This window comes from Sphaerisporangium sp. NPDC049002 (genome assembly GCF_040649355.1).
Lineage (GTDB): Bacteria > Actinomycetota > Actinomycetes > Streptosporangiales > Streptosporangiaceae > Sphaerisporangium.
Genome location: NZ_JBEZFH010000162.1, coordinates 1 through 17,759 on the forward strand (window position 1 = coordinate 1; position 17,759 = coordinate 17,759).

The following is a 17,759-nucleotide window of genomic DNA, read 5'->3' on the forward strand; positions in this document are numbered from 1 at the left end:
GACGCCTTGCGGTCGCCGACCATGATGTCCAGGTGGCAGTGGCTGTCGACTCTATCGTCAGCAACTTCGCTAAGGGAAGTAAGATGCCCGGTAAACCTTTCCCCCGCCAGCTCGGGTGGACCCAATGCCCACCGTAGTGGGCAACCGCGCCGGAGATGACCGGCGTCTCCGGAGGCAGGACCAGATTCAGCGGCCCGCCCATTCCCGGGGGGAGCGGATCGAACCACAGCCTCATGGAGCTTATGTGCCGGGCGAAATCCGTGGTGTGGATCATCCGCACCGCGATGCACGCGACGGTCTGCCCGCCGCGTTCCCTGACGTCCAACCAGTAGCTGTTACAGGGAGAAACGGGACTGCGTTGGGGGTCGAAAGTAGGATTTATGCCGTCGGCTTGAATTGCCGTCCGCATGTGCCGGACCCAACCTGAGATGTCTTCGTCGTACGCCAGAGTCAGCCCCTGCCGACTGAACCAGCCTTCGGATTCCCTGAGGAACTCGTCCAGCGCCGTGGCGACGGCCACCGACCTACGGCCTATCTCCAGGATCGTGTCGAGCAAGATTTCAACCTCCGAAGTGCTTATGCCGTGGGCTTCGACGGCCTGCCCGGTTCGGGCGGCCGCGGTTGCCGCTTGGGGTTGGACTTCCAAGCCCACGGCAGCGAGCTGATCAACCTTTGGCGAGACACCGTGCCGAGCTCCCGCCTCGGCCCGATGGAGGGCGCGTCCAACGGCCTGTCCAAATGCGGAGCGCGAAGATGGGCATGGAGTGTTTCTGTCCTGCCGGGGATCGCACGGGATCCCGGTACGTGAGGCTGGGCACTCGGCCGCCGGCTGCGCCGTGCCCGACATGGTGTTTCCTGAGATCTTCCGGCCGGCGAGAGCGTGCCGGAATCCTGGCGCCCACCTATTCCATGCATTTCCTGTCGAGAATTATTGATATTTCCTGCGTGCCAGCCGATTTGCCCTCTCGCACTGCGGTTCTGCCTTACCGAAGAATCCGGCAGCATTCTTGTGAATCACTAGTGACCCCTTATCGAGGCGCACTGGCAGCGGAACGAAACCGTGGGAGACACGCGGGCGGATGGGCGTGGGCGCCGAGCGCGTAGAAAGATGCCAGGGGTGGCCGGTCGCGGGCGGCAGGGAGCGTTCGGAGTCAGGCCTGGTCGAGATGGCGGAGCAGGGCGCGGGCGAGCGACGCGGCGTCGTTTCCCGGCGCCGGGTGCACGTTTCCCTCCTGCAGCAGGTCGGCGAGACCGTGCGCCAGCGCCCAGGCGGCCAGCGCGACCGTCCGGTCGGCCGGGCGGAGCAGTTCGTCGGCGGCCCGTTCGCGGGCGGCGAGGAACTCGGGATCGCGGAAGTTGCACAGCTCGGGCGCCCTCATCACCGAGAAGTGCGCGGGATGGGTGGTGGCGAACCGCAGGTAGGCGATGGCCCGCTCGGTGAAACCCGTGCCCCGCACGCGCTCCAGCTCGTCCGCCAGCAGATGGTGGCCCTCCGCCGCGATAGCGGTCAGCAGCCCGCTCCGGCTCCTGAAATGGTGGGCGGGAGCGGCGTGGGACACGTTCGCCCGCCGAGCCAGCTCACGGAGGCTGAGGTCGCCCAGCCCGCCCTCGGCGATGGCCTTGAGAGCGACGTCCACCAGGGCGCGCCGCAGGTCGCCGTGATGGTAGGGCTGCTGCCGGGCCGGGTCGGTCACCCCCCTAATACTAGGGAGGTCCCGTCACCCCCCGTGTGATGTGAGCGCTGCCGCGAGGGAGACGATCTCGATCGTGCCCATGCCGCGTCCACGCCTCTCAGCTCGCCAGGTCGACACCGCTCTCATGGCCCAGTCCGCTGCGGAGGTAGGCGAGAACGGCGAGGACGCGGACGTTGACGTCGGCGCGCCCTTCGGCGTCGGCGAGACCGAGCTTCTGGGAGATGGCGGTGATCCGCTTCTCGACGGTCTTCACGCTGTAGGCCAGGCGTCCGGCGATGGCGACGTTCGAGTAGCCCTCGGCCACCAGCGACAGGACCTGGCGCTCGCCGGGAGTGAGGCGGTGGAGGAGATCGACGGTGCGCCGGCGCTCCACCAGCCGTCCGACGACTTCCGGATCGATGACGACATGGCCATGGGCGATGCGGTCGATCGCTTCGAGGAGGGCACGCGCGTCCGGGACCCGGTCCTTGATCAGGTACCCGACGGCACGGTGCGCGGTCGACAGCAGCCGCATGGCGTAAGCGGTCTCCGCGTAGTGGGACAGGATCAGCAGCCCTATGCGGGGATACCGGGCTCGGAGGATCTCGGCCACGCGCAGCCCCTCGTCCCGCTGCCCGGGCGGAAGGCGGATGTCGAGGATGACGAGGTCAGGGGGGGCGTTGTCGACCAGACGCATCAACTCTTCCACGGTGGCGGCCTGGCCGGTGACCGTGAGCCCGTTCTCGCTGAGCAACTCGCTGAGGACCTGGCGGAACAGGCCGGAGTCTTCGGCGATCATTATGCGCATGGCAGCTCCACTATCACTCGCGTTCCCCCGGCGACGGGGCTTTCCAGCCGAAGGACGCCGGACAGCGCTTTGACCCGCTCGCCCAGTCCACGCAAGCCCGAGCCCTTGGTGGCGTCGGCGCCGCCGACGCCGTCGTCGGTGACCTCGATCGACAGGCGCCGGTCGCGCCGCTCGACTTCGACCTCCGCCCGCGTGGCGTTGGCATGCTTGTACGTGTTGCTCAGCGCCTCGGCGATGATGAAATAGGCTGACTGTTCGACCTGTCGCGGCCAGCGCGCCGCAGGGACCCTCACCGTCACCGGGATGGGTGCGCGCTCGGCCAGTTCGTCCAGGGCGACGCTCAGCGTCTGCTCGGCGAGGGCCGCGGGATAGATCCCCCACGCGGTCTCGCGCAGCTCCCTGACGACCTCGGCGAGCTGCGCGGCGGCGTCGGAGAGCCGCGGGTCGGCCGGGTCTCCCGGTGCCCTGTTCGCCGACCGCCGGACCATGATGGAGATCGCCAGCAGCCTGTGCTGCACCCCGTCATGGAGATCCCGCTGGATGCGGCGGCGCTCGGCGTCGACCGCACCGACGCGGCGGGCATCTGAGACCCGGACCTCGTCAAGCGCCCTGTGAAGCTCCTCGCTCAGGCGGGCGTTGTCGAGGGCCAGCCGCGCGGCCGCGACCGCCGCGCGCGAGGCTCGCGCGTGAACGACGCCGATGACGAGGGCGGACGCGGCGACGAGCAGGATCATTGATATGATCATGAATCGCCCCGTCGAGCCGGCCGTGTGGGGAGCACCCAGGCCGCTCCAGATCGGGCTGTCATGCGACGGAGTCTCCGCGAGCCGCCTAGTCGCTCACTTAAGACGCGGCTTGTCCCCCGGCCCCCGGACGGCGGCTGGATCTCCCGGACTGGTCGTCGGGATATCCCTCAGCGGGTATAGGGCATCCCCCCTTGGCGTTCCTGGCGCGGAAAACGAGGCTGTGCATCGTAGATAGGGCGGGACCGAAACCGTCCGAAGAACACCGAAAGGAGTCGATGACAATGGACACTCAGCGCGAGACCATCGTCGCGGTCGTGGAGAGCATGGTCGTCGAGGAGGCGGAGTTCGTCCCCGCTCTTCTCCAGGACTGCTGACCGCTACCCGGTCGAACCGCGGGGCCCTGCCGTCGCAAGGCGGTCCGGGGCCCCGCCCTCCTTCGGACGCCATGCGGGCGTGCATCCGCCCCCGGGAGAAGAGCAAAATGGAACTGACGGTTTCTCCATCACTGAGGTTGCTACCGCCATCGGACCTCACGGCCGGCTGCTGGTACGCGGAGGATTCGGCCGAACCCAAACGCTGGCGCATCGAGCTTCCCGCCGCTGCCTGCCTTCTGATGTGTTTCGCGGGCAGGGATCGTGAGACCCTGGCCGGCGACGTCGCGTCGAAGACCGGAATAGGCCGGGCAGAGGCCGACAGGCTGATCGAGACCCTGCTCGGCATCGGTTTGATCAGGGACGCCGCCGCTCCGGCCGCCGAGCGGCAGGAACGCTTCGACAGAGTTCAGCGTCAATGGAGCGAGTACGGCTGGGTCGAGGCCGCAGAATACCACGCCGGCACATATGACTACCCCTTCCTGGACTACGCCGAAGGGGGCCGGATAATCGACACCGCGCGAATGCGGCAGTACGTCGAGCAGGAGCCGGACGACATCCGGTACAAATACTACGACGGCGCGCCTCGGCTGGATCTTCCCACCCCGTCGCCCGAACTGGCTCCCGGCTCTCTGGCCGACGCCCTCATGCCGGCTCCCCATCGCGCGCTCGACAAGGACGGCCTGTTCGCGATCCTCTCGCTCACCTTCGGTGAGATAGGGAAGATCCAGAACGGACGCTGGCAGCGTGTCCCCATGATGCGCCGGACAAGCCCCTCGGGAGGGGCGCGGCATCCCTGTGAGGGGTACGTCATCGTGTTCGACGTCCCAGGAGTCGAACCGGGGACCTACCACGTCCTGCCGGAGGGCCCTGGGCTGGAGACCGTACGCACGGACGTCCCGAGCCCGGTGGAACTCGCCAGGATGTTCCCCGTGGAGTACCACCGGCTCGAACACGCCTTCTCCGCCGTCATCGTGCTCTCCTGCGTCTTCTCCCGGAACATGTATCGATATCGAGAGCCGAGGACGTTCCGCACCGTTCACAACGACGTGGGTCATCTCGCCGGCACCGCCGCGATGGTGGCGACGTCCATGGGTGTGCGCTCCTTCGTGGAGTACATAGGGAACGACGTCGAGATCGAACGGTTCCTCGGGCTCGACGGACTCTCCGAGGGATTCATGCTGACCATCTCCCTGACGACTCCCGACGTCAGCCCGCAGGCGAAGAACGAGCGCATGGACCTCCTCGCCCTGAGCAGGAGCGAGCTCGCCGAAGGAGGCCGGCAGTGACCGAGAACTCTGTGGTGACACCCGACGGGCAGGAGCTCTGGCTCCCGCTTGTCGCCATTCGTCCGGGCCACGAGCCCGGACGTGCCGTCATCAGCGACCCGATCAATCACCGGCGGGCCTCTGTCGACGCCGAGAGCCTGGTCAACGCCCTGCTTCCCTCGCCCGGCCGGCCGGAAGACGCGGATCGCGCCGAGAGGCTCACCGCCGAGTTCGAACGGCGGGGCTGGCTGCCCGCCGGTGAGCTCGCACCGGACCGGCTCGCCCTGCTGCGGCGCTGGTGGGCGCGTGGGTGGCACCCGTCGCTGAGCTACTACCTGTGGTCCCGGCATCACAACTTCAGGGACAAAGAGGATCCGCAAGCAGTCGTCCGGCGTTCGGCGTTGGGCGAATACCTGCGGAAGGGGGCGCCCGCGCCCCGGGTGAAGCCGGAAGGGGTCCGCGTCCCGCTGCCCGCCCCACCGGCGCCGCCCGCGGACCACGCGATCGGGCGACTGCTCATGGCCCGCCGTACGGTGCGAGGCTATTCGCCGGACCCTGTGGGCATCGACAAGCTGAGCGGTGTCCTGCGGCACGGACTCGACGACATCCGCGTGCTTCGGGAGCTGCCGAAGGACGAGCCGCTGAACTGGCTGCGGTCACACGGATCCCCGTACGACTTCTACGTCGTCAACTACGCCGCCGAGGGGCTGGATCCCGGCGTCTATCACTACTCGCTGGACGAGCATGCCCTCACCACCGTCGCGCGTGGCGACTACCGGGCGGAGATGGTGAAGATCCTCGTGGGGATGCGCGCGCCGGAGACGGCCTCGTGGACCTTGGTGATGGTCGCGGACTTCCAGCAGTACCAGTGGCGGTACCGCCACGAGAGAGCGCTCCGGCACATCTACATGGGGGCGGGGCGGATCGCGCAGCGCCTCATCCTGGTCGGCTCCGCCTTCGGCCTCGGATCGCTGCCCACTCCCGCGACCCGCGACCAGGACACCTGCGACCTCCTCCGCCTCGACCCCGTCCGCCAGACCCCCGTCTACACGCTGACCATGGGGCCGGCCCGCCTCTCAGGAGACAAGGATGACTGAGACCACCGTCCGGCTGCAGGCGAGCTGGACATGGAAAGAGGAGGGGGACGACGTCGTGGTGTCGTCCCCCCTCCACCCGAAGCGGCTGCGGGTCCGGGACGGGGACCGGTCGGCCCGGCTCGTCCTGCGCCGGCTGAGTGAGGGCGTGCTCGTTCCGGACGGGTGTGAGGTCGGCGAGTCCTTCACCGAAGTGGAAGGACCGTTCGCGTCGGCGCTCCTTGGGCGGCTGGAGGAACTGGGCGCGGTCGTGCGGCGGGTGTCCGGCGACGACGTCATGGCACTGTCCGGAAAGGACCTCTACGACCGGCAGATCCGGTTCATGAGCTACTTCGAGACCGAAGCGATCTCCGGCATCCAGATGAACCGCAGGCTCCAGGACGCCTGCGTGATGGTGCTGGGCATGGGCGGGCTCGGCGGCTGGATAGCACTTCTGCTGGCCAGACTGGGCGTGCGGCGCATCGTCGGCGTGGATCCCGACCGCATCGAACTCAGCAACCTCCACCGGCAGGCCCTGTACGGGCTCTCTGACGTGGGGCGTCTCAAGGTCGAGGCGGCGGAGTCCGCGCTGCGGGCGGCCGACCCCGATATCCAGTACACGGGGCTGGACCTGTGGATCAACGAGCCCGACGATCTCATTCCGTTCCTCGACGGTGTGGATCTCGTCATCAACGCGTTCCCGTACCTGCCCTCGTTCGGTAACGCGCCCGGAGCGGCGGCCGAAGCGGCCCTCGTCGCCGGCGTCCCGGCCCTGAACATGCCCATCACGCATGGCGTCGGGCCGCTGACCGTGCCGGGCGAGACGGCATGCGTCCGCTGCGCGTGGCCGATGCTGCTCTCCGACTACCGCGTCGGCGAGGACAACTCCGTGTCCAACCCGCTGTGGGCGGGCAAGGGGTTCCTCGCGGCGCTCGCGCCGCGTCAGGCCATCTCCGCCGGCGTCGCGGTCTGGGAGGCCACGCGGTTCCTCAGCGGCATGGACCACGCGCGCACCCTTGACGGCCTGGCCGTCTTCGACGTGGCGGACTACGGCGGCCACAGGTTCGTGGAGGTGGAAAGGAAGCCGGACTGCGAGCTGTGCGGCACAGCGGTCCTGAAGCGGGACCGGCGGCCCGCGGTGCCCGAGTGGAGCGAGTCGTGAGCGACGCCGGAACGGATGTCGTCCCGCAGGCCGATCCCATCGACGTCGTACTGGCGCGCGACGGGATCTACCGGTCCAGCGCGGAGGAGATGCCGCTCAGCCGTGCCGAGCTGATCTGGCGGGCGGTGCGGTCGCAGCGCGAGACGAACGACGCCTACGACCGCTACTGCGTACGCCAGGGCCTGCCCGACCGGGATGATCCGGAGCTCCCTCTCGATCGCGTGCCCCTGTTGCCCACGGTCCTGTTCAAGCGTGATCCCGCGCTCGTGCTTTCCAAGGGAGGGACTCCGCCGCTGACGGACACGACCAGCAGCGGCACCCTCGGCAGCATCTCCACCGTCCCGCGGTGCGACGCCACGCTGATGCGATTCTTCGGGACGGTGGCCATCGGCGACCGCGAGATCCTCGGTTCCGAGACGTTCGACCGGGCGGTGTTCAACGTGGGTCCCACGATCCACGACACTCCCAACCTCTGGATCGCCATGGTGATGGCCGGCGTCGGCGTCATCATGCCCAGCCGTTCCTACCTGGACGAAGACCGCCTGCTGGCCGAGGAGCTCGCGCGGGACCTGCATCGGGACGGCCGGGACCGCAACGTCCTGCTGGTGGGCCCGCCGCCGCTCCTGCTCGACCTGGCCCGGGTCGCCGCGCACGACACCCGCCTGCGGCTCGGGCCAGGCTCCCAGGTGCTGACGATAGGCGGCTGGAAACGGCGCAGCGGGGAGATGGTGGAGAAGGCGGCCTTCCGGAGCCTGATGGCCGACGCGTTCGGGCTGGAGCGCGACGACCAGGTGCGCGACACCTACAACATGGTGGAGCTGAACTCGGTGCTGTTCGAGTGCGCGCACCACGCCCTCCATGTGCCGCCCTGGCTGGCGGCGATGGCCCGGGATCCGCGGACGCTCGCCGTCCAGCCGTCGGAGGCCGGCGGCCTGCTGTCGTTCCTCGACCCGACCGCTGTCAGCTATCCGTGCTTCATCCTCACCGACGACTTCGGCTCCGTGACGTACGACGCGCACTGCGCCTGCGGGATAGCCGGCGACACGGTGACGATCGAACGCAGGGTCAACCGGGTCGAAAGCCGTGGATGCGCGCTCAAGCTCGATGTGGAAGGACGAAGCTCGTGAACGACGAGACGCACGTCTTCGAGGTCGAGGGGGATCCGGTCACGATAACGGTCGACGCTCCCGCCGGGCCCGAACGCGGCACGGTGATGATGCTCGCCCCCTTCGGGATGAACTCCGACTCCCTCTTCGCCCCCGCTTACGTAATGGCCCACAACGGGCTCCGGGTGCTGCGTGTGGATCCTCGCAACGCGCCCAACGGCACGGCCGGGGCGGTGCGGGGACTGAGGCTGTCCCGCCTGTCGCGCGACGTCGGGGAGGCCATGGACCGCTTCGCGCCCGACGCCCTGTTCGCGATGAGCCTGTCGGTGCCCGCAGCCGTCAGGGCTCTGCGCGGCCGCGGCGACGTGCGCGCCGCCAGCTTCGTCGTACCGGTGGTCAATGTACGTGCGACCGTGCGGGCCGTGTGCGAGGAGGACTGGTTCGACCGCGCCGAATCGGACTCCGAGACGGAGACCGTGCAGGTGCTCGGGCACACGATCGACATCGACCTGGTGCGCGACGGCCGCCGGCACCGATTCGAGACTCCTGACGACACCCGTCGTGACCTCGCCGACGTGCCCGCCAGGGTCTCCTTCGTCGCCGGTGATCGCGATCCTTGGGTGGACATCGCCGAGGTACGCGCAGTGGCGGCCTCCACCGGCGCCGACGTCGCCGAGATTCCGGCTGCGGGCCACCTGCTCTATCGCAACCCGGTCCTGGCGATGCGGTTCTTCGAGCGAGCCGCCGGATACCTGCTCGACGTCATCGCCCCGGACGCGCCTCCTGTGGCCGTCCCCCCTTTCAACGAGATCGTCAGAACGCTCCAGAGGACGCGGCGCGCGCTGCGGACATCGGACGCGCCGGCCGACGGCGGCGCCCCCGAACGCGCCGGCTCTGCGGCCTGAAGACCGGAGGCGAGTCACCGCGATGAACTACGAGACGCTGGACATCCCCATGATCCTCAATGGGGAACTGATCCACCCCGACCAGGCGGACGAGGTGCGGGTGCTGACCTACGAGTCGGGTGTACGGGTACGGACTCCTCGTCCGTCACACGAGCACGTCGCCCAGGTCGCGGGAGCCCGTCAGACCATCGGCCGCCGCCTGGCCGCCCTGAGCACCGACGAGATCACCTGCTTCCTCGGTGCCGTGAGCGACGAATGGTTGTCCGGACAGTCGGAGGGACGCCGTTTCGCCGAGAAGTACGGCCACCGGGTCACCGGATACGCGCCCGGCATGATGACCGAGGACTACATGACCATCGGCCACTTCATGAACCAGAGGTTCCACACCTACGATCAGATCGCCGCGGAGTTCGGCAACGAATGGATCCTCGACGAGTGGGTGCCGCACCAGCTCTGCCACATCAGGGCCTTCCCTCGAGGGCTGGTCGTCCAGTACCTCGTCGGCAACCTGCCGCTCTCCTCCCTGTACAGCCTGCTGCGCGGGGTCATCACCCGCAACCTGACGCTGGCGAAGCTGCCGTCGCGCGACCCCGTGAGCGCCTACGGGCTCGTCCGGACGATGCTCGAAGTGGACCCCGGCCATCCGGTCAGCCAGTCGCTGTCCCTGTTCTACTGGCCCCAGGACGACCCGATCGGTGACCTCGCCCTGAAGGAGGCCGACTCGGCCTGCGTCTGGGGAGGCGCGTCGGCGGTCGAGTACGTCAAACGCCACGTGCGCGAGGGCGTGCCTGTGGCCGAGTTCGGGCCCAAGTGGAGCGCGGCGGCGATCGATCTCACCGCCTGCGATCCCGACGAGGCGGCCTACCGGCTGGTCGAGGACGCCTGCTTCTACGACCAGGAGGCGTGCTTCAACACCCAGCGCGTCTACGTGCGCGGCGACATGACCGAGTTCGTCGACCGGCTCGCCGTCCACCTGGAGCGTTTCTCCGCCCGTTTTCCGCTGGGGGGGGCCAACCGCGACGCGCTCGCCCATCGCTCGGCCACCACACTGGAGGCCGGCTACCTCGGTCTGGCGACGCGGTCCGGGCACGATTGGGCGATCATCGTCGCGGATGGCGACGAACCCTCCGCGCACCCGTTGACACGCACGCTCATCCTCCATCCGGTGCGGCAGTGGGAAGAGGTCACCCAGCTGCTCGACGCGCGCTCGCAGACCATGAGCATCTTCCCGCCCGAGCTGTCACGGGAATACGGGACCCAGTGGGCCGCCGCGGGCGCGGACCGGATCACCGACCTGGGCTGGGCGCGCATGCCCCGGGCCGGTTGGACGCACGACGGGGTCTACGGCATGCATTCCATGGTGCGCCTTGTGGTGGTGGAGCGTCCACGGGAGGAGTTCGGCAAGTACTACCCCCGCCCGGAGGACTACTCCGGCTGGCAGCGCAAGCACTTCGCGGGTGAGCAGTGGTGGGCCACCCCCTGGTTCATGCGCGGCGGATCCCCCGCGGTGCAGGAGACGGCCGGCGAGGTTTCGAGCCTGTGAGCGAGCCGCTGTCCGAGGAGCGAACCCTGCCCGCCGTCCAGCTCGATCCGCACGGCGGTCAGGACCGTCCGGTCACCATCGGCGTCGCCGCCGGCGGGACCGTGAGCCTGACGCCCGGCCCGTGGACGCCCGGCGAGGAGGTCGCGCACTGGGTGATCCCCGGTGTGGCCGACGCCCACGTGCACGTCACCGGAATGCCCCAGGAAGCGGCCGCCGGCTTCACGGCGGCAGGCGTGCTCACGGTGCGCGACCTCGGGGGCAAGGTCGCGCACACACGCGCCTGGGGCGGCGCCGAGGGGCCGCACGTCGTGTCGTTCGGCGGGCAACTCGACCAGGCGCCTTTGCACCCGCACCTGTCGCCCGCGCTGGGCGCGACGGGGATCCGGCACTTCGGGGAGATCGCCGAGCATGTCAGCGACCTGACCGCCGGCGGGGCGGCGGGCATGAAGCTCTATTACGGTTTCCCCCCCGAACTCGTCGAGCCGGCCGTACGCGCCGCCCACGAGGCCGGACTGCGGGTCGCCTGCCATCTGGGCACCGGTACCCTTCCCGGGTTCTCCCGGATCGGCGCGGCCAGGGCCGTCGAGGCGGGCGTCGACTCGATCGAGCACATCCACTCCCTCACGGCTGATCTCCTGCCACCGGACCTGCTCGACGCGTTCCTGCGCGACATCATCGACACCATCGGAGCGGCTTTCGGACGCGTCTTCACCGCCTGGTCTCGGATCGACGTGGACGGGGACGGCGCGCGGCGGTTGATCGACGCGTTCCTGAGGCGAGGGGCCGTGCTCGTCCCCACGCTTGCGCCGTTCGCCCTGATGGCCACCGAGGAGGCGGGCACAGGGCTCGTCGGGATCTTCAGCCGCCAGCGCGAAGTGGACCGGCACGTCCTCGACGCCGGGAAGGCCGCGATGCTGGAGATGGTGAAGGTCATGCACGAGGCCGGCGTCGCCGTCGCACTCGGCACCGACAGTGCCCACGGAACCGGGGTCGCGCCGGGCGGGAGCACGGCGCACGAGATCCGGCTGCTGATGGAGGCGGGACTGGGGGAGCGCGAGGTCCTGCGCATGACCTGCCCGTCGTCCGCCGTCGCGGACCGGCTCGGCCTGCCTGGGACGGGGTCCTGGACCGGGACGGACAAGAGCTTCGTCGTCCTGAGCGGACGGACCCTGCGTGAGGCGGTTCTCGCGTGGAACGTCGCCATGGTGGTCAGAGCGGGGCACATCGTCCACCTCGCGCCGGACGCGCCATTCGTCACGGTGTCGCCTCGTCCCTGAACCCGGTCGCCCTCGTGCCCTTTGAGCGTCTCCCGATTTTCAACCGGATTTAGGCTTGTTAAGTCCCGGGGTGAGTGAGCCCAAGTGTCTCACTAGGACCCCGGGCGAGCCTGGATTCGAGGGTTGGCGGAGTCTCCGTATATGCGCGGAACGTGAGGTGAAGCGCTCAATCTCGCTCCCAATGGAGACCGGATGAATGCTCAGGCGTCGCAGGCGTTCGCAGGTGTCTTCACCGAGGAACACGAGGCCGTCGTCGCCGAGGTCCGCGACGAGTGGAGGCGAAGCGGCCTGTCGACGGATCCGCCCGACCGGGGCGCCGCTGAGCAGGCCGTACGGGAGGCGTACGCGGCGGCGTCGCTTGAGCCGCCGCGCCGCGTCGTGTGGGCGGGTTCCCCGGCCGGTTGCCTGCGGGCCTGCGTCGATGACGAGACCATCGACCAGCCCCGGCTCACGCCCGCGCCCGAGTTGGAGTCCAGACTCCGTGGTGAGCTGCGGCGCCGGTACCGAAGCCATCCGTGGAGCGAGCTGGAGGACCGGCTCGAAGGCCGGTTGCGCGGCGAACTCGGGACCGGACTGTGGGACGAGCTCCGGTCCGAGATCAGCTCCAGGATCCGGGAACCGCTGTTGAACCAGCTCAGAGTGCAGCTGCGCGGTCATGTCCTGAGCCGGCTCGGCCACCGGCTCCCGTCGGTGCTGTACGGCTGCCTGAGCGGGGTCCAGGACATCTGGCGGGACGCGTACTGGATGGCGCTCTACACCTGCGCCCTGCGAATAGCGGGCATGCGTCCCGACGAGCGCCTGGAGACACTGGTCCGCGCCACCCGCCACCTCGGTTGGTGGATCCCTTCGGGCGAGGCCGTCATCGTGTCCGAGCGGCCTGCGGTCCTCCACCGGGATGAGCTGAGCCGCCTTCACTGCGCGACCGGTCCCGCGCTGTCCTGGCCGGACGGATACGCGCTCCACGCCTGGCACGGAACCCCGGTGCCCGCGTGGGTCGTGGAGGATCCGACGCCGGAGGCGATCAAGGCGGAAGCCGACCCGGAGACACGCAGATGCGCGATCGAGTCCTTCGGCTGGGAGCGTTACATCACGGAAGCGGGCATGCCTCTCGTCACCGAGGCCGAGGATCCGCGCCCCGCCGTCTCACGGCCGACTCTGTCCGACGTTCGCGGACATGTTCTCGACGAACCGCTCCGGGCCCTTGTGACCGCCGAAGCTCACGCGGGGGGCATGTATCTGCTGCTGTGACCCGAAACGATCAACGCTCGGCCGGGGGAGGGGCGGTCAAGCCCCGCTCACGCCGCCGTGGTCCCGGCGTGCGCGGGCCTGCCGGCGCGGGCCTGGACGTAAGCGTGGGGGGCTGCCATCAGTCTTGATGACAACCCCCCCACAAGCGTGGTCCTACCGGCTCAGGCCCTTCCTCATCCGTAGTAGGTCGTGAAGCAGGCGGTCCAGTTGAAGCAGGTGGCGAAGCAGGGCATCAGCTGGGCCTCGTCCGTGGGGGTGAGCATGTCGAGAGCCTTGACATCGATTTCCATGGGATTTCCCTTCAAATCGGGTGAATTCTTGCGGCAGCCCCGCGCTCGTGTTCGTACCGCCGGCGCTGTCGTATATTGAGGCTCCGAGATGTTCCTAGTGAATTACTAGTGAGTGCTTACGGGAAATGATTAAAGAGAATTCACGGCCTATCGGGTTCGCATAGCATATGGTCACCTGAAAATCAGGCCGCGGCGTCTGGAGGCCCCGCGCGGCCGGCCGCGCGGGGGCGGATGACGGGCACTGGCAAGACCCGCGGTGGAGGCCCGGGACCTTGCCCGAGTCGCCCTGGACGGTGGATGGGAAGGAGAGATGAGACGATCTTCCGCGGCGATCGGATCGCCGGCGCCATCGGTCACGGCGAGGTCAGTCGGCCCTCGCGACGTTCGCGTCCCACAGTACGGGCGACATCTTCCTGCCGCTGACCGCCATCGCGCGATCCCTCCATATGCCCGGCCCGGCCCGGCCCGCCAGCCGCGCGAGCTTCAGCAGATGCCGTGCCTCCACCGCGCGATCTCCCACGGTCGAGGCGAGCAGTGCCAGGAACCAGTCCACAGGACCCAGCATGGCGATGGAAGCTCCCACCGATATCCGCCCGCTGTAGGGCGCGAGCAGGGAATAGGTGGCCCCACAGGCCTCGATGTCCCCGACCGCCGCCTGCGCCGCCCCCTGCAGGCAGGTCACCGTGAGCCAGGACCAGTCGAGTGGCGGTGGCTGCCATCCGTCCCCCGCGAGTTTCCGAGCCTCCTCCGGCCTGCCCTGCGCGCACAACATGAGCACCTGCAGCAATTGGTCCATGCTCGGCTGGACCCCGGCGATCGCATCGATCAGCGGACCCGCGTCGGCGATCGTCCCACGCTGGTAATGGAGCAGGATGCGACCCACGGTCACTATCGATCCGGCGTACCACATGCCGATGTGCTCGGCCTGCCGCTCGGCGTCCGCGTACGTGGTCTCGGCATCGTCGAACCGTCCGGAGATGGCGAGGAGCCCCGCACGCCACAGGGTGTGCTGGAAGCGCGGCCACGGCAAGGGCATCCGGTTGAGGATGCCGTCGCAGCGCGCGGCCGCGGCGTCCGCTCCCGGCAGGTCGAACAGCTCCAGACGGCGATAGGTGAGCATCATCTCCGAGAGCAGTTCGAATTCGGGCGTCTGCGTACGTCGCGCCAGCTCTCCGATCTCCTCGGCGATGTCCATGGACTGCTCGGTGTAGATGCTGCTCGGGAGCGACAGATAGCGTGCGTTGAGTATCCGCATCAACAGCTGCGGATCATCGAGCCGCCGGGCCATCTCGACGGCTTCCATGGAGTAGAGGCCGCAGCGCGGGTCGTCGGTTCCGTCGTACAGCTCCTGCGCGAGCCCGGCGAGCAGGCGGGCCCGCTCCGGGCTGTCGTTCTCCGGCAGGGTGCGCAACGCGAGCTCGAACCGGTGCACCAGTTGGAGCTCTACCTCCTGGTAAGGGTCGCGCAGGTTCCAGATCGACGGAGCGTCCAGCGCGGTCAGCGCACGAGCGATCAGGAGGGGACCGCCTCGGTCACCGGCGCGGTCGGCGACACGGATCGCCTGCGCGCGCACATTCCTGGCACCGAGAGCGTCCCCGGCGTCGAGCAGCGCCTTCGCCTGCCGGAGCAGCAGCTCCACGTGATCGGCCGGATCGCCGGCGGACGCGCCGTGGACGTTCACCGCGTGCGACCACCACGTGGCCGCCTCCTCATAGGCCAGGCGAAGTGTCGCCTCCTCGGCCATCGCCCGCGCCCAGTGGGCCGCCTCCTTGTACGCGGTGGGCCCCGCCTCGATCGCGTGATGGGCGATGACGGCCACGTCCACCGCCGGGCGGGTGGCGAGCGCGTTCATCACCTCGCGATGTATCGTCGCCTTCCTCAAGGGGGGGATCTCCATGATGAGAGCCTCCCTCACCAGGTCGTGCGTGAAGGCCATCCGGTTGGCCGTCGACACGATCAACCCGGCCTTGACCGCCTGGTCGAGCAGGTCGTAGGTCCCCGCCTGGCAAACCTGGGCGACGACGTCGGGGTCGAATTCCCTGCCGATCAACGCGGAGACCTTCAGCACGTCGCCCACCTCCGGGCCGGCCGCTCGCAGCCGCTGGTTGACGAGGCTGGCGACCGCGTCCGGCAACGTCTCCAGCGGGTGGCCGTGGGCGAGCATCCGGAGCGTCTCGCGAACGAAGAACGGATTGCCGCCGGTGCGCTGGGTCAACCGGTACGCGGTCTGGTCGTCGATCTCGGTGCCCATCGCGGCGGCGATCCCCTGCACGGCGCAGGCGTTGAGGCCCGGCAGCCGAAGGCGGAGGAGGTCGTAGCGGGCGAGCCGGCCGAGGACGCACTCGATGGCGGACAGGTCCCCGCTGTCCCGGAAGGCTATGACGAGCGTGAGCGGCACGCACCCCCGCGATTCGTTGATGAGCGCCGTCACGTCGCCGAGCAATTCGAGCGTCGCGAGATCGGCCCAATGGAGATCATCGAAGATGATCACCAAGGGCTGGACCCGTGCGGTGGCGACTAGCCAGTCGGCGATGGCGCGGTGGCGCTGCATCTTCGCTCCGACGGCGGAACCCGTCGGAACCTCGTCGTCGAGGAGACCGGTGAGAGCCTGCCGGTCCATAGGCGGGTGGATCCGCGAGAGCGACCTGAGGACCTGGATCCATGGCCAGAGCGGCAGAGCCCCTTCGATCTCCTGGCAGCCGCCCCAAAGAGCCAGATGACCGAACTCGGTGCTCCGCTCGCGGAAGGCCTCGAGCAGCCAGGTCTTGCCGATGCCGGTCTCGCCGCTCACCGCGATGGTGCTCATGTCGCCGCGGTGAAGCAGCAGCTCCATATCCGCGAGTTGCTGGTCGCGGCCGAGCCTGGGCGGTGCCGAGGTCGTGTCGGTAAGGGCGGCAGGGGGACTGCCCGAAGTCAACGTGGCGCGCTTGGGGGAAAAGGTGATGGATTCGGCGTGCCTGAGGATGTCGTCTTCCAGTGTCTGCAGCTCGTGACCAGGATCCAGACCGAGATGATCGACGATCAGTCCCCTGGCCCGGCGGAGCGTGGCGAGGGCGTCGGCCTGCCGGCCGGATCGGTAGAGGGCGAGGGCCAGCAGCCACCACAGCCGCTCCCGCAGCGGTTGTTTGCTCGTCTCGGCCTCCAGGTCGTGGATCACCGCCTGCGGACGGCCGAGATCCAGCTGCGACTCGGCACGGCGCTCGATCGCCACCAGGCGCAATTCGCACAGGCGGTTCACCTCGGTAACCGTCCACAGCTCCTCGGCGAACTCGCTGTACGGCGTGCCGCGCCAGAGCTCGAGAGCCGCGTCCAAGCGGGCGAGCGCCTGCTCGGCCGGGCGGTGTTCCGCGTCGGCGACGAGCGTGGCGAACCGCAGCGCGTCGACATCGATCGTGTCCAGCAGGTAGCCGGGCCGTCGCGCGACGAGGAGCCGTGGGGGCGTGCGCGGCGCCCGCGCCGGCTCGATCGCCCGGCGCAGGTTCGACACGTAGACGTGAAGCGAGGCCAAGGCGGTCGCGGGAGGAGTGCCCTTATAGAGATCGTCGATAAGCGTATCGGTGGAGACGACCGCCCCTGGGGTGATCACCAGCCGGGCCAGGACGGCTCGTTGCCGTGGGCCGCCGAGGCCGACGGTGGCCTCGCCGTCACGTACTTCAAAGGGACCCAGGACGCGGAAATCCATGCCGCCACCTTGTCGACGAGTAGATACACCGGCTGTTTCGGGATCCTTTTCATGCACGAAACATCCATCACTGGGCTTGCGCAATATTTGTCGCGAGTCTGTGACAGAGAACGCGTCATGCCGGCGGGCTGACAGCGAGAGCCGCTGCCGCCGGGCCGGTTCCCCTGAGTGAAGGAGCATGTCGGAATGCGGTCCTCTGCCTCATCCCATTAAGGCTCGGCTTCCGGCCGGACGGGTGCGGCCGCTGGACGGTGACGCCGGCTTCGTCATGTAAGCCTCCCTCTCGCAACGAGATCAGACGTGGAGAAGTCTCCAGTCGCCGACTTGGAGATGAATGGGGGGCTAGTTGGAACGCCTCTCGATGCCGCCGGGGAATCCGAGACCCGCCGATGCCGCGGGCGGCCCTGCCGGTGGTGGGTCACGCGCCTGCTGAGGGGGACCGTGGTGGCGTTCAGCAGGGAAAAGACGGTACGGGCCGTGGCGGCGAGTCCTCGCCGCTTCGCTGCGGACGAATTCCCTACAAGGGGACAAATTAGTTATAAGCGGACAAAAGGAGCAGGACACCGATTCCTCCGCGGTCGGGTGGGTGTCGAAGTGGTGGTCGAGA

Annotated in this window: 13 protein-coding genes; 8 read left to right on the top strand and 5 right to left on the bottom strand. The window is 68.7% G+C overall.

What is annotated here, in order from left to right; genetic code table 11:
• The 4 genes from AB0B89_RS26450 to AB0B89_RS26465 form a co-directional block, all read right to left on the bottom strand.
• The coding region (locus tag AB0B89_RS26450; RefSeq protein ID WP_358558195.1) for a hypothetical protein at nucleotides 1-556 on the bottom strand (556 nt) is incomplete at its 3' end.
• A gap of 595 nt (nucleotides 557-1,151) precedes the next feature.
• Complete coding sequence (locus AB0B89_RS26455; RefSeq protein ID WP_358558198.1) at nucleotides 1,152-1,694, bottom strand: helix-turn-helix domain-containing protein; 543 nt, start codon at nucleotides 1,692-1,694, stop codon at nucleotides 1,152-1,154.
• Between the two features lie 97 nt (nucleotides 1,695-1,791).
• On the bottom strand, nucleotides 1,792-2,481 hold the full coding sequence (locus tag AB0B89_RS26460) for a response regulator transcription factor (RefSeq protein WP_358558200.1): 690 nt from the start codon (nucleotides 2,479-2,481) through the stop codon (nucleotides 1,792-1,794).
• Nucleotides 2,472-3,215, bottom strand: coding sequence for a histidine kinase (locus tag AB0B89_RS26465; RefSeq protein ID WP_358558203.1), 744 nt, complete (start codon nucleotides 3,213-3,215; stop codon nucleotides 2,472-2,474). The genes AB0B89_RS26460 and AB0B89_RS26465 overlap by 10 nt, the downstream gene beginning before the upstream one ends.
• 523 nt (nucleotides 3,216-3,738) lie before the next feature.
• Here AB0B89_RS26465 and AB0B89_RS26470 point away from each other — a divergent pair.
• The 8 genes from AB0B89_RS26470 to AB0B89_RS26505 all read left to right on the top strand — a co-directional run bounded on the left by AB0B89_RS26470 (nucleotide 3,739) and on the right by AB0B89_RS26505 (nucleotide 13,180).
• The gene (locus AB0B89_RS26470; RefSeq protein WP_358558206.1) at nucleotides 3,739-4,887 is read left to right on the top strand and encodes a SagB/ThcOx family dehydrogenase; all 1,149 of its coding nucleotides are present in this window, start codon (nucleotides 3,739-3,741) and stop codon (nucleotides 4,885-4,887) included.
• Nucleotides 4,884-5,963, top strand: a complete 1,080-nt coding sequence (locus AB0B89_RS26475; RefSeq protein ID WP_358558208.1) for a SagB/ThcOx family dehydrogenase — start codon at nucleotides 4,884-4,886, stop codon at nucleotides 5,961-5,963. The genes AB0B89_RS26470 and AB0B89_RS26475 overlap by 4 nt, the downstream gene beginning before the upstream one ends.
• Complete coding sequence (locus tag AB0B89_RS26480; protein WP_358558211.1) at nucleotides 5,956-7,101, top strand: ThiF family adenylyltransferase; 1,146 nt, start codon at nucleotides 5,956-5,958, stop codon at nucleotides 7,099-7,101. Before AB0B89_RS26475 ends, AB0B89_RS26480 begins: the two co-directional genes overlap by 8 nt.
• Nucleotides 7,098-8,228: a hypothetical protein gene (locus AB0B89_RS26485; RefSeq protein ID WP_358558214.1), complete on the top strand. Its 1,131-nt coding sequence runs from the start codon at nucleotides 7,098-7,100 to the stop codon at nucleotides 8,226-8,228. The genes AB0B89_RS26480 and AB0B89_RS26485 overlap by 4 nt, the downstream gene beginning before the upstream one ends.
• Nucleotides 8,225-9,112, top strand: a complete 888-nt coding sequence (locus AB0B89_RS26490; RefSeq protein WP_358558217.1) for a hypothetical protein — start codon at nucleotides 8,225-8,227, stop codon at nucleotides 9,110-9,112. The genes AB0B89_RS26485 and AB0B89_RS26490 overlap by 4 nt, the downstream gene beginning before the upstream one ends.
• 22 nt (nucleotides 9,113-9,134) lie before the next feature.
• Nucleotides 9,135-10,655, top strand: coding sequence for an acyl-CoA reductase (locus AB0B89_RS26495; RefSeq protein ID WP_358558220.1), 1,521 nt, complete (start codon nucleotides 9,135-9,137; stop codon nucleotides 10,653-10,655).
• A complete protein-coding gene (locus tag AB0B89_RS26500) occupies nucleotides 10,652-11,932 on the top strand; it encodes a hypothetical protein (RefSeq protein WP_358558223.1) in 1,281 nt (426 codons plus the stop codon). Before AB0B89_RS26495 ends, AB0B89_RS26500 begins: the two co-directional genes overlap by 4 nt.
• Before the next feature lie 192 nt (nucleotides 11,933-12,124).
• Complete coding sequence (locus AB0B89_RS26505) at nucleotides 12,125-13,180, top strand: DUF6745 domain-containing protein (protein ID WP_358558226.1); 1,056 nt, start codon at nucleotides 12,125-12,127, stop codon at nucleotides 13,178-13,180.
• A gap of 654 nt (nucleotides 13,181-13,834) precedes the next feature.
• Here AB0B89_RS26505 and AB0B89_RS26510 read toward each other — a convergent pair.
• A complete protein-coding gene (locus tag AB0B89_RS26510; RefSeq protein ID WP_358558229.1) occupies nucleotides 13,835-17,152 on the bottom strand; it encodes a BTAD domain-containing putative transcriptional regulator in 3,318 nt (1,105 codons plus the stop codon).
• Nucleotides 17,153-17,759 lie beyond the last annotated feature (607 nt).